This is a genomic window from Bacillus sp. 196mf, from assembly GCF_003217275.1.
In the GTDB taxonomy this organism is placed as follows: Bacteria; Bacillota; Bacilli; order Bacillales; family Bacillaceae_G; genus Bacillus_A; species Bacillus_A thuringiensis_S.
The window spans coordinates 16,926-28,778 of sequence record NZ_QJTG01000038.1 but is presented as its reverse complement, the minus strand read 5'-3'; the positions used below and the strand labels follow the sequence as shown (position 1 = coordinate 28,778).

Genomic DNA, 11,853 nt, shown 5'->3' with positions numbered 1-11,853 from the left:
TCCGAAGTGTTTCATAAGACGGTATATTGAAAAGTGCTGCTGTTTCTCTGATAGATGTCCCGTGTTCATTCATATAATAAAGTACATCTAGTTTATACTGGGCTGGGTAGAATGTATAGCACTTTTCAAAGGCCTTTTCACCTGAAGACTCATATCGTCTAATCCACTCACGAAGTACGCTAGGGTTAACTCCTATAGATTTAGCAATTATTTTTCTACTTTCTGTACCATCTAAATATCGTTTCACCGCTTGGTTTTTTTCTTTTGAAGAAAATTTAGCCATAAAAAATGCACCTCCAATTGTTAGACTGTGTCTAACAATTGGGGTGCACTTCAAATGGATTGGCTTTTGAAGTTTATATATAAAATAAAGTTATTTATTTTCCTCTTTTTGAACATATACATAAGCATCTTTCTGCTCTTTATGTATATCAACCTTCGAATTCTCTGCAAGCTGACCCGCATTTAGCAAAGAAAAAATAATGAGCGCTTCTAGTGACATTTTGTTTTACCACTCCTTTCTAGTTGTTATACATTTATCATACCGCTTACATGTGATTTCCGTATGAACTCGAAAAGGAGATTAAAACAAAAAAGCTTTGAGGAATTTCCCCAAAGCTTTTTATTTATTAGTAACGAATTAAGAAATATTTCTTCTTACCGCGGCGAATGATTGTAAATTTACCTTCGATGCGGTCGTTTTCTGTTACAACGTAGTCTAACGCTTGTGTACGCTCACCGTTTACGTAGATTGCGCCGTTCGTTACATCTTCACGTGCTTGACGTTTTGATGGAGAGATTTTGCTTTCTACAAGTAAGTCGATTAATACTGTATCTTCTGCAGTACGTTCTACAGATGGTACGTCTTTGAATCCTTGTTCAATTTCGCTTGCAGTTAGTTCTGCTACAGAACCGCTGAATAGTGCAGCTGAAATTTTGATTGCTTGCTCTAATGCTTCTTCGCCGTGAACAAGTTTTGTCATTTCAGAACCTAATGCTTTTTGTGCTGCACGTTTTTCTGGCGCTTCAGCTACTTGCTTTTCAAGCTCAAGAATTTCTTCATGAGATAAGAATGTGAAGTATTTTAAGTATTTAACAACATCGCGGTCATCTGTGTTAATCCAGAATTGGTAGAACTCGTAAGGAGTTGTTTTCTCTGGGTCTAACCAAATTGCGCCACCTTCTGTTTTACCAAACTTCGTACCGTCAGATTTAGTAACAAGTGGAATTGTTAAACCGAATGCTTTCGCATCTTCCTCTGATTTACGGATTAATTCAAGACCAGCTGTAATGTTACCCCATTGGTCACTACCACCGATTTGCAGACGGCAATTATGGTGTTGGTATAAGTTTAAGAAGTCGTATGATTGTAAAATCATGTAACTGAACTCAGTGAATGAAATACCAGTTTCTAAACGAGATGCTACTGTATCTTTTGCTAACATATAGTTTAAACCGAAGTTTTTACCGATATCGCGTAAGAATGAAATTACATCTAAGTTACCAAGCCAGTCATAGTTGTTAGCCATTGTTGCTGGGTTGTCCACGTTTTCGAACTCTAAGAAGTTTGAAAGTTGGTTTTTAATGCTTTCTGTGTAGTAAGCAACTGTATCTTTCGTATTTAATGTACGCTCTGCTTTTTTACCACTTGGGTCACCAATCATACCAGTACCACCACCAACAAGTGCGATTGGTTGGTGACCAGCTAATTGGAAACGACGTAACATTAATACTGGTAACATATGACCGATGTGTAAGCTATCTGCTGTCGGATCGAAACCACAGTATAATTTAACGCTTTCTTTTTCTAATAATTGCTCAAGGCCCTCAGCATCTGTTTGCTGATTAATTAGACCGCGAAATTCAAGATCTTGTAAAATACCCATATCCTACATACTCTCCTTTAAGTTCATTACTGGCGTGAAGGTTGAAAACATAAAAAAATCGCCCCTTCAAATAAGGGACGATTTTGATTATCGCGTTACCACCCTAGTTGCAGGCAAAAAAGCCTACCACCTTATTTACATAACGGCTTAGCACCGTCTTTTCCCTTTTGAATACAATTCAATCGAAAAAAGATGCTCTAGGGGCGTAATTCGCGATCATCTATGTGCTGATTTTCACCGACCATCAGCTCTCTAAAACAGGGAAATGATCACTACTTCTCCCTTTCCACGCTCAATTATTCATATACTTTTCTTTATACCATCATTTATATAGGCGTGTCAAATAGAGGTCCGGTTTCTCTTCTTGTCAATCCTTTACAACGTCGCAAGAAGTAATTTATTAGACATAAAAAAGCCTCCCTCATCTATTCTTTCACAAATGTATACAGACGAGGAAGGCACTTCGTTCACATATTATTTTATTTTTTTAATAATCTTTGCGGGATTCCCGCCAACTACTACATTATTAGGTACATCTCTCGTTACGACAGCACCAGATGCGATCACCGCATTGTCTCCAATTGTTACACCTGGATTAATAATTGCTCTTCCGCCAATCCATACGTTATCGCCAATTGTAACTGGTTTTCCGTATTCTGATCCACTTATGCGCTCTACTGGATCAAGCGGGTGTGTTGCTGTATAAATGTGAACACCTGGAGCTAACATACAGTTCACTCCGATTGTTACCGGGCATACGTCTAAAATTGTACAGTCAAAGTTCGCGTAAAAATTTTCGCCAACGTGAATGTTATAACCGTAATCACATCTAAAAGAAGATTCAAGATGAATATTATCTCCTGTCGTTCCAAATAATTCTTTTACGATTTCGCTACGCTCTTTTAATTGCTCTTCTGGCGTATCATTTAATTTTCTCGTTAATATACGTGCTTGCTCTCTTTCTTGTACTAAAACTGGATCAGCCGGTATGTACATTTCTCCTAGTATCATCTTTTCTTTTTCTGTTTTCATCATACTCCCCCCTTCAACTTATATATATAAGTTAATAATAACATAAAAAAAGGTCTGAACGTTGTTTCGTTCAGACCTTCCTCTCTTAATCTTCCATCGTTGATAAGTCACCTGTTGGTAAGTTTAACTCCCACGCTTTTAATACGCGGCGCATAATTTTACCACTTCTCGTTTTCGGTAATTTATCTCTAAATTCAATTTGCCTTGGCGCTGCATGAGCTGCTAGGCCTTTCTTTACAAATTGACGAATTTCTTCTTTTAATTCATCAGATGGTTCGTATCCTGCTCGAAGTGCGATAAATGCTTTAATAATTTCGCCGCGCACTGGATCAGGAATACCAATTACACCTGCTTCTGCAACAGCAGCATGCTCGATTAATTTACTTTCTACTTCAAACGGACCAACGCGCTCACCTGAAGTCATAATTACATCGTCAATACGTCCTTGGAACCAGAAGTATCCATCTTCATCCATATAGGCAGAGTCACCTGATACGTACCAATCTCCCGGCATGAAATAAGATTCATACTTTTGCTGGTTATTCCAGATCCCGCGCATCATAGATGGCCAACCTTTCGCAATTGCTAAGTTACCCATTGTGTATGGAGGAACTTCATTTCCTTCATTATCAACAATCGCTGCTTTCACACCTGGAATTGGTTTACCCATTGAGCCTGGGCGAATTTCCATACAAGGGTAGTTACAAATAACTTGTCCACCTGTTTCTGTCATCCACCACGTATCATGAATACGAAGTCCAAATGCATTCATACCCCAGCGAATTACTTCTGGATTTAACGGCTCACCAACGCTTAATACGTGACGAACTTGTGATAAGTCGTATTTTTTAATTGCGTCTTGTCCAGCTCCCATTAACATACGGAACGCTGTTGGTGCGCTGTACCAAACCGTCACACCGTAATCTTGCAGTGCTTCATACCAAGCTTCTGGACTAAAGCGTCCACCTAAAATAACATTTGACGCTCCAACTAACCACGGTGCGAAAATACCGTAAGCAGTTCCCGTTACCCAGCCCGGGTCAGCTGTGCACCAATATACGTCATCTTCTTTTAAATCTAATACCCATTTCGCCGTTTGATAATGCTGAACCATTGCATTTTGCGCATGAAGCACACCCTTTGGCTTACCAGTAGAACCAGACGTATAGTGAAGAATTAAACCATCTTCACGGCCTAACCATTCAATATGTAATTCTTTTGAAGCTTGTTCAAATAAAGGATTGAACGCTACCGTTTTACCGCCTTCTTCTACATTATCTCCAACAAGGAAAACTGTTTTTAAAGCAGGTAAATCATTTAATGGTACACGCTCTAATAACTCAGGCGTTGTAATTAACACCTTCGCTTCACTATCTTCTAAACGATCGCGAACCGCACCTTCCATAAATGCTTCAAATAACGGTCCAACAATTGCTCCTAATTTCACTGCACCTAAAAGTGCGAAATATAACTCTGGAGAACGTGGCATAAAAATAAAAACGCGATCGCCTTTTTCTACATCGCCATAATTTTTCAGGACATTCCCTGCTTTATTAGAAAAATCCTTCATTTCCTTAAATGTATATTTCTCTTTTCGCGATCCATCTTGATAATAAAGAGCTACTTTATTCTTTCGATCGGATTTCGCATGCTTATCAATTGCCTCATACGCCATATTTACTCGGCCTGTTTCATTCCAAGTAAAGTTTTTATTAACCTCTTCCCAGTTAAAATTCGCGTATGCCTCATCATAATTCGGCAAATTATTTTCTCCTTTAATGACAGGAAGCGTTTCTACTTTCATACTTTACATCCCCCTCCTATGTATTCTATTATCTATTATAATGATATTATTTAAAATTTTCAGTATATTTGTTGATTTTTAGACAAATTTTTAATGACAAAATTCGATTCACATCGCATATATTATAAAGTACGATATTAATAGATTCACAAACCCTCAAGGTGGTGAGCAATACATTGATTCATAAAAAAATATACAATGCTAGAAACTTAAAAACAGCGAAAGGCACTTTAATTATTGAAGGTCCTGTCTCTACACATAATCTTGAAATGTATGAATTTCATCCAGATTTAGTTGCATTTCGTCCTGCTGAACAGCAATATAAAGCAATTGTCGAAATTTCTAAATTACCAGAAGCTCGACTCATTATTGCTAGACATGACCAAATGATTGTTGGATATGTTACATATTTATATCCTGATCCACTTGAACGATGGTCAGAAGGAAAAATGGAAAACTTAATTGAGCTCGGGGCAATTGAAGTAGTCCCAGCCTTCCGCGGGAGTTCTGCCGGAAAGAACTTACTAGAGGTTTCTATGATGGACGATTATATGGAAGATTACATTATATTGACGACTGAATATTATTGGCACTGGGATTTGAAACAAACAGGATTGAATGTGTGGGAATACCGAAAAGTAATGGAAAAGATGATGAATGCCGGCGGGTTACAATGGATGGCTACAGACGATCCTGAAATTTGTTCACATCCCGCCAACTGTTTAATGGTCCGCATCGGTAAACGCGTTGATACGGATTCTATTCAAGCTTTTGATCGTCTACGTTTTCACAATCGTTTTATGTATTAATAAAGGGGGCAACTGGAATGATTGTAGAAGAAATTATGAATCAAAATGTAGTTACACTACATCCAAACGATACAATCGAAACAGCAATCCGAACGATTCGCACGAAAGGCATTCGGCACATTCCAATTGTCGATCAAAATAATCACGTCGTAGGCATTATTTCTGATCGGGATGTAAGAGATGCAAGTCCGTCTATTCTAGATGAACAAGTTTCACTCGATATGCTACAGCAACCGCTTGAACTTATTATGAAACATCCTGTAATGACTTGCCACCCTCTCGATTTCGTTGAGGAAATTGCTACTTTATTTTTTGAAAATAAAATTGGCTGCCTTCCTGTTACAAAGGCTGGTAAGTTAGTTGGTATCATCTCAGAATCTACAGTACTGCACACGTTAGTGAAATTAACAGGGGCACATCAACCGAGTTCACAAATTGAAATTCAAGTAAAAAACGAACCTGGTATTCTTGGAAAAGTCGTTGCTATTTTTAGTGATTTACAAATAAATATCGTGAGCGTTCTCGTCTATCCAGCAAAAGATGAGAATGATAAAGTACTTGTTTTCCGCATTCAAACGATGAATCCTCTAAAAGTGATTGATGCACTTGAAGCAGAAGGCTATCGCGTATTATGGCCGAACATCATGGGGATGCAAGCATGAGTAGCGCGTTTATTTATTCGGATGACTTTCGGGGCTATTCATTTAGCCCTGATCATCCTTTTAACCAACTGCGCGTCACACTTACGTATGATTTATTACAAAAGGGCGGTTTCATCTCTTCTTCCCAAATCATCTCACCACGGATGGCTACAGATGAAGAGATTGCCTACGTTCATACAGAGGAGTACATAAATGCGGTAAAACGTGCTGGAGAAGGAAAGTTAGAAAAATCAATTGCGATGACATATGGACTTGGAACAGAAGATACACCGATGTTTCCAAATATGCACGAAGCAAGCGCATTGCTCGTTGGTGGTACATTAACAGCTGTCGATGCTGTTCTTTCCGGAAAAGTAAAACACGCGCTTAACTTAGGAGGCGGCTTACATCATGGCTTCCGTGGTAAAGCATCTGGCTTTTGTATTTATAACGACAGTTCTATCGCAATGAAGTATATTCAGAAGAAATACGGTTTACGCGTCCTATATATTGATACAGACGCTCATCACGGTGATGGTGTACAGTGGTCATTTTATGATGACCCTAACGTATGCACCATTTCATTACATGAAACTGGTCGCTATTTATTCCCTGGAACTGGCGCTGTAAACGAACGTGGACAAGGTAATGGTTATAGTTATTCTTTTAACGTTCCACTCGATGCTTTTACAGAAGATGAATCGTTCTTAGAATCATATCGAACTGTTGTAAAAGAAGTTGCAGCATACTTTAAACCGGATATTATTTTAACGCAAAATGGTGCTGATGCACATTACTACGACCCACTTACACACCTTTGTGCGACCATGAATATTTACCGCGAAATACCGAAACTCGCTCGTGAAATTGCTAATGAATATTGCGACGGTCGCTGGATCGCTGTCGGCGGTGGTGGCTATGACCATTGGCGCGTCGTTCCAAGAGCTTGGGCACTCATTTGGCTCGAAATGAACAACATCCAAAACATCTCAGGTTATCTCCCTCCAGAATGGATTGAAGCTTGGAAAGGACAAGCAGAAACAGAACTTCCCCTCACATGGGAAGATCCAGACAACATGTATAAACCTATCCCCCGTAAACCAGAAATTGAAGAAAAAAACGCATTAACTGTAGCGAAATCCCTTGAAATTATTCGGAATAATATGACAAAATCTTTGTACTAAACGAAAAGGAGGCTCGTTTTTGAATAGCCTCCTTTTATTTATTGTCGGTTTCTGTCGGTAAGTCGATATATTTTAATAATCGCTGATATATTTCGAGATGCGCCGATATATTTTCATTTCATAACAGCCTGGCCCAACTTTTATGAGAAAAGGTCGTGATATTATGTGGAAACGACAAATGATCCACACGAAACGTGGCACATTTGAACTCTTTACAAAAGGAGATGGCGAATCGCTTTGTATTACACATCACTATTCACAATTTAATGAAACTGGTGATTACTTTGCGGATGTTTTTACTGCTACGCATCGTGTATTTCTCATTAATTTACGAGATACTGGTAGCTCTGTAACCGCCCAGTCAGAAAACGAATTAAGCATGATTGAAACAATCCACGACTTGGAAGCCATACGAGAAGCATTACAACTTCCAACATGGCATTTCGCTGGCCATTCAACAGGTGGTATGCTTGGACTTTTATATACGATTACATATCCAAATTCCTTACAATCATTAGCCGTAGTAGGAGCTGCAGCAAGTAACTATACCGAAACACCATTTTGCATTTATCATCCCGAACATTCACAATTTCATTATATGCAAGAGCTCATCGAAAACTTAAAAAGCCCTCACCTTACAAGTGAAGAACGGAAAGAACTATCTACTAAGAGAACAAAATTATCATTGTATAAACCAGAAAACTACAACTCTTATTTTTGTAAACCAATCAAAAAAACAATGTCCGTTAGCCGGATGAATGCTTTCGTCAATGAATATCCTTCATTTGATTTAAGAGAGTATTTACCTTCCATCCAAACAAAGACACTTATTATATGCGGAAGATATGATGTACAGTGCCCAATTCAGTATTCTATCAAGATGCATGATGGGATACGTAATTCTATCTTCATTCCATTTGAAAACAGCAACCATTATCCTTTTTTAGAAGAGGCTACTCAGTTTACTTCTACTACTCAAACATTTTATAAATCGTTAGTACCGTTATTATTAAGAAAACCTAAACACTGACAAAAAGCTCACAGCCTCTATAAGACTATGAGCTTTTTTCAAAAGAAATATTTCACACTAAAAACAACTAAAAAAATACAAGAAATAACAACTAAACCCACATCAAGTAATACCGACTTTTTATCTCTATCTTTTAAACTTACCTTAGAGCTAGAAATGCTTTTAATTACCCAAAAGATCACAAAAAAGAACCAACCAAAATGATCATTCGTAGAATCTTCATCATAAAACATTTGTATTGCACCAATAATCAATAAGATAAGTACGATATTAGTTCCAATCTTTAAAGCCTTGTTTGATTTATTATCTTTTAATATATCCCCCAACATATAGCACGCCCCTCATGCTCTCCTCTGTTTTGTTTCTCTTTACATTTTAACATAAATTACCTATTCCTTCCTTTTCATTCGAATAACATACAAAAAAACCTGCCAATTACTCGGCAGGTTCCCTACACATTAAAACGATAACCAGCTCCCCATACTGTTTCAATATATTGCGGGTGGGCAGGATCTCTTTCAATTTTTTCACGTAGCTTTCTAATGTGGACGACAACAGTGGCTAAATCACCAGCGGAATCTAATCCCCAAATGCGTTCAAATAACTGTTCTTTATTTAATACTTGGTTTGGATGTGTTACAAAGAATGTTAATAAATCAAATTCCTTCGTTGTAAATGCCACTTCTTCATTGTTTATAAAAACTTTCCTCGCCCGTTGATCGATAGAAATTCCGTGAATGTATAGCGTATCACGTTGCTTACTTACATTTCCTGATAATCTTTCATAACGAGCAATATGTGCTTTTACTCTTGCAACTAATTCGCTTGGACTAAACGGTTTCGTTATATAATCATCCGCTCCTAATCCGAGTCCGCGAATTTTATCTATATCTTCTTTTTTTGCTGAAACAAGTAGAATCGGAATATCTTTTACAGCACGTATTTGTTTACAAATTTCGAATCCGTTCATTTTCGGGAGCATAATATCTAAAATAATTAAATCATATTCTTCTTGCAGTGCTATTTGTAAACCTGTTTCTCCTGAATGCTCTACATCAACTTGGAAATCATTAATTTCTAAATAATCTCGCTGTAATTCTGCAATACTTACTTCATCTTCTATTAGTAAAATTCTTTTCAATTTACTCACCACATTCCTCTACTTTTTCCAATGAGAACAAAATGCTTGTGCCTTTACCAAGCTCGCTTTCCGCCCAAATTTCCCCGCCATGTTCTTCAACAATTTGCTTCGCTATTGCTAAACCAAGTCCACTTCCACCTGTGCTAGAATTTCGCGATTGTTCTGCACGATAAAAACGTTCAAAGATATACGGTAGCGTATCAGATTCTATACCTGATCCATTGTCCATCACTTTCACAATAACTTTATTGTTATCACTCGATACTGTTACAGTAATTTTCTTCTCTTCTTTATCCATGTACTTCACACTATTATGAATTAAATTTGATATAACTCTATTTATCTTTTCGCAATCAGCCGTTACATATAATGGCGATGAATGTAATTGTAAGTTAACTTCTATACCTTCTTCACTTAAATCCATCTGCATCTCTTCTATTAATTCTTGCATAAACGTATTTAATTCAACTGTCTCAAATTGGAATGGAACTCGATTCAAATCGAGCTTTGAAAACAAAAAGAGTTCATCAATGAGTGTGTCCATATGTTTTGCCTTCGTGTGAATTGTCGTTAAATACTTATCCATTTTTTCTGGCGTATTTGCTACCCCGTCCTTTATTCCCTCTACATATCCGATAATAGATGTAATCGGTGTTTTTAAATCATGCGATATGTTTGAAATAAGTTCTTTTCGATTTTCTTCATACTGCGTTTGTACTTCAATCGATTCTTTTAACTTCTTCCTCATTTCCTCAAATCCTTGATTTAATTGACCTATTTCATCGTGCGATGTAACTGGCATTTGAAAATCTAAATTTCCTTCTTTAATTTTCTCTGTTGCGCCTTTCAATACAAAAATTGGTTTTATTACACTTCTTGAAACGAGATAACTTAATAGCCCAATAAGTAAAATAGCTAATAGTAAAAGCGATACGAATAAGATTGGAAATAATTTTTGTGTAAGATCTACAAATGAACTTTGCTTTTTTAGTACAAATATACTCCCTTCTTCTTTCTCTGCAAAATAAAAATCAAATTTTACATATCGATAAAATGTATCACCTAGTTCCGTTGTACCACGACTATTAATATTTGCTGCTTCAAATTTCGGAAGGGCTTCTGTTAAAGTCGAACTTTCAAAACCCTTTGTAGCATAAGAAATGTTTTCTCCCTTTCTTACAATTATTTTCACGCCTTCTTTTTCAATTAATGAAACGAACGATTCATCTAATAATTGAGATTGATGTTGCTTTGCCGCTAATTTTAATTCAAGATAGGCATTCTCTTCTTCTGCTGTAAGCGGCTTTTGAATGTAAGAACTTTTATAGAAATTTTTCACTGCTTCCAAGTCACCTGTTATCGAAAAAACAATTAAAAATCCCGCGACTAATATGAGCATAATAGAAACGAGAATTACAGCAATATAAGAAAATAAAAACCTTGTTTTAATAGACATCATTTACATCCTCACTTTACCCATCCTTCATATTCATAAGCATAAAAATATATGTTCAAATACTCAAGCGATTTTATAGTAATTTTAGCGTCAGTTTATAAAAATTTAATGTTCCTATTTTACAGTTGAAATTAGGAGGTTGAAATTCCATGTTCAAAAAAACATTCAGTATGATATGTTGCGTAATTTTTTTACAAGGATGCTCGCAAGAACAAGAAGTAAAAAAGGAGATGACAAACATAGAGACTGCACTACTAGCAGCTACTGAAAAAAATGAAACGAATACTGTTATATCTTTACTAAAACAAGGCGCAAATATAAATGCGACGGATAATCAAGGACGCACTCCGCTTATGATTGCAACATACAAAAATGATGTAAAAACCGCAAAAATGCTTATCGAAGCTGGTGCTGACGTAAACATCCAAGATGACATGAAAAACAATCCCTTTCTATACGCCGGTGCGGAAGGTTACTTAGACATTTTAAAGCTAACAATTGATGCTGGTGCAGATCCTATGATTACAAATCGTTACGGCGGAACAGCTCTTATCCCAGCCTCAGAACATGGCTATATTGACGTTATAAAAGAACTCCTCACTCGAACAACTATTGATGTAAATCATGTAAATAACCTCGGATGGACAGCTTTAATGGAAGCCATCGTACTAAGTAACGGAAACGAAACACAGCAACAAGTCATTCGCCTTCTTATTGAGCACGGTGCAGATGTAAATATTCCAGACCATGATGGTGTTACCCCGTTAGAGCATGCTCGCGCTCATCACTTTGAAGAGATAGAGAAGATTTTGTTAGAAGGACGTAAGTAAAAAGCTAATTTTTGCCTTCCTCCCCCACCCTATGCTACAT

The 11,853-nt window shown here is 37.1% G+C and carries 13 protein-coding genes and 1 other annotated feature; of the genes, 5 read left to right on the top strand and 8 right to left on the bottom strand.

Annotated features, from left to right (window positions below):
- From ATL10_RS27900 to acsA, 5 genes are all read right to left on the bottom strand, one after another.
- Positions 1-283: helix-turn-helix domain-containing protein (locus tag ATL10_RS27900; protein ID WP_142670018.1), on the bottom strand; the 283-nt coding region annotated here is incomplete at its 3' end.
- Between the two features lie 90 nt (positions 284-373).
- Positions 374-502 (bottom strand): hypothetical protein, encoded by a 129-nt coding sequence (locus ATL10_RS27895; protein ID WP_000050940.1) that lies wholly within the window; start codon positions 500-502, stop codon positions 374-376.
- 127 nt (positions 503-629) lie between these two features.
- Positions 630-1,886, bottom strand: coding sequence for a tyrosine--tRNA ligase (gene tyrS, locus ATL10_RS27890; RefSeq protein WP_000512081.1), 1,257 nt, complete (start codon positions 1,884-1,886; stop codon positions 630-632).
- Positions 1,887-1,956: 70 nt separating this feature from the next.
- Positions 1,957-2,184: a binding site (T-box leader), on the bottom strand.
- A gap of 176 nt (positions 2,185-2,360) precedes the next feature.
- Positions 2,361-2,921, bottom strand: a complete 561-nt coding sequence (locus tag ATL10_RS27885) for a maltose acetyltransferase domain-containing protein (RefSeq protein WP_075718471.1) — start codon at positions 2,919-2,921, stop codon at positions 2,361-2,363.
- A gap of 82 nt (positions 2,922-3,003) precedes the next feature.
- Positions 3,004-4,722 (bottom strand): acetate--CoA ligase, encoded by a 1,719-nt coding sequence (acsA, locus tag ATL10_RS27880; protein ID WP_000862049.1) that lies wholly within the window; start codon positions 4,720-4,722, stop codon positions 3,004-3,006.
- Between the two features lie 176 nt (positions 4,723-4,898).
- Here acsA and acuA point away from each other — a divergent pair, with 176 nt between their 5' ends.
- The 4 genes from acuA to ATL10_RS27860 all read left to right on the top strand — a co-directional run bounded on the left by acuA (position 4,899) and on the right by ATL10_RS27860 (position 8,386).
- Positions 4,899-5,531: an acetoin utilization protein acetyltransferase AcuA gene (gene acuA, locus ATL10_RS27875; RefSeq protein ID WP_110497941.1), complete on the top strand. Its 633-nt coding sequence runs from the start codon at positions 4,899-4,901 to the stop codon at positions 5,529-5,531.
- Between the two features lie 17 nt (positions 5,532-5,548).
- Positions 5,549-6,193 carry an acetoin utilization AcuB family protein gene (locus ATL10_RS27870; protein ID WP_000634583.1) on the top strand — a complete coding sequence of 215 codons (645 nt, stop codon included), beginning with the start codon at positions 5,549-5,551 and terminating at the stop codon, positions 6,191-6,193.
- Positions 6,190-7,356 (top strand): acetoin utilization protein AcuC, encoded by a 1,167-nt coding sequence (gene acuC / locus ATL10_RS27865; RefSeq protein WP_082187973.1) that lies wholly within the window; start codon positions 6,190-6,192, stop codon positions 7,354-7,356. Before ATL10_RS27870 ends, acuC begins: the two co-directional genes overlap by 4 nt.
- 142 nt (positions 7,357-7,498) lie before the next feature.
- The gene (locus ATL10_RS27860; protein ID WP_369812828.1) at positions 7,499-8,386 is read left to right on the top strand and encodes an alpha/beta fold hydrolase; all 888 of its coding nucleotides are present in this window, start codon (positions 7,499-7,501) and stop codon (positions 8,384-8,386) included.
- A gap of 38 nt (positions 8,387-8,424) precedes the next feature.
- On the opposite strand, the gene ATL10_RS27855 is transcribed toward ATL10_RS27860, so the two are convergent.
- The 3 genes from ATL10_RS27855 to ATL10_RS27845 form a co-directional block, all read right to left on the bottom strand.
- Positions 8,425-8,715: a hypothetical protein gene (locus ATL10_RS27855; RefSeq protein ID WP_090976884.1), complete on the bottom strand. Its 291-nt coding sequence runs from the start codon at positions 8,713-8,715 to the stop codon at positions 8,425-8,427.
- Between the two features lie 122 nt (positions 8,716-8,837).
- Complete coding sequence (locus ATL10_RS27850; RefSeq protein WP_003271808.1) at positions 8,838-9,527, bottom strand: response regulator transcription factor; 690 nt, start codon at positions 9,525-9,527, stop codon at positions 8,838-8,840.
- Position 9,528: 1 nt separating this feature from the next.
- On the bottom strand, positions 9,529-10,983 hold the full coding sequence (locus ATL10_RS27845; RefSeq protein ID WP_098508927.1) for a HAMP domain-containing sensor histidine kinase: 1,455 nt from the start codon (positions 10,981-10,983) through the stop codon (positions 9,529-9,531).
- A gap of 149 nt (positions 10,984-11,132) precedes the next feature.
- Here ATL10_RS27845 and ATL10_RS27840 point away from each other — a divergent pair, with 149 nt between their 5' ends.
- Positions 11,133-11,813 carry an ankyrin repeat domain-containing protein gene (locus ATL10_RS27840; protein WP_097946389.1) on the top strand — a complete coding sequence of 227 codons (681 nt, stop codon included), beginning with the start codon at positions 11,133-11,135 and terminating at the stop codon, positions 11,811-11,813.
- The last annotated feature ends 40 nt before the right edge of the window (positions 11,814-11,853 follow it).

Bases quoted from the DNA above. Each gene is read 5' to 3' on its own strand.
- ATL10_RS27895 (WP_000050940.1), bottom strand. From the start codon at position 502: ATGTCACTAGAAGCGCTCATTATTTTTTCTTTGCTAAATGCGGGTCAG.
- tyrS (WP_000512081.1), bottom strand. From the start codon at position 1,886: ATGGGTATTTTACAAGATCTTGAATTTCGCGGTCTAATTAATCAGCAA.
- ATL10_RS27885 (WP_075718471.1), bottom strand. From the start codon at position 2,921: ATGATGAAAACAGAAAAAGAAAAGATGATACTAGGAGAAATGTACATA.
- acsA (WP_000862049.1), bottom strand. From the start codon at position 4,722: ATGAAAGTAGAAACGCTTCCTGTCATTAAAGGAGAAAATAATTTGCCG.
- ATL10_RS27870 (WP_000634583.1), top strand. From the start codon at position 5,549: ATGATTGTAGAAGAAATTATGAATCAAAATGTAGTTACACTACATCCA.
- acuC (WP_082187973.1), top strand. From the start codon at position 6,190: ATGAGTAGCGCGTTTATTTATTCGGATGACTTTCGGGGCTATTCATTT.
- ATL10_RS27860 (WP_369812828.1), top strand. From the start codon at position 7,499: ATGAGAAAAGGTCGTGATATTATGTGGAAACGACAAATGATCCACACG.
- ATL10_RS27855 (WP_090976884.1), bottom strand. From the start codon at position 8,715: ATGTTGGGGGATATATTAAAAGATAATAAATCAAACAAGGCTTTAAAG.
- ATL10_RS27845 (WP_098508927.1), bottom strand. From the start codon at position 10,983: ATGTCTATTAAAACAAGGTTTTTATTTTCTTATATTGCTGTAATTCTC.
- ATL10_RS27840 (WP_097946389.1), top strand. From the start codon at position 11,133: ATGTTCAAAAAAACATTCAGTATGATATGTTGCGTAATTTTTTTACAA.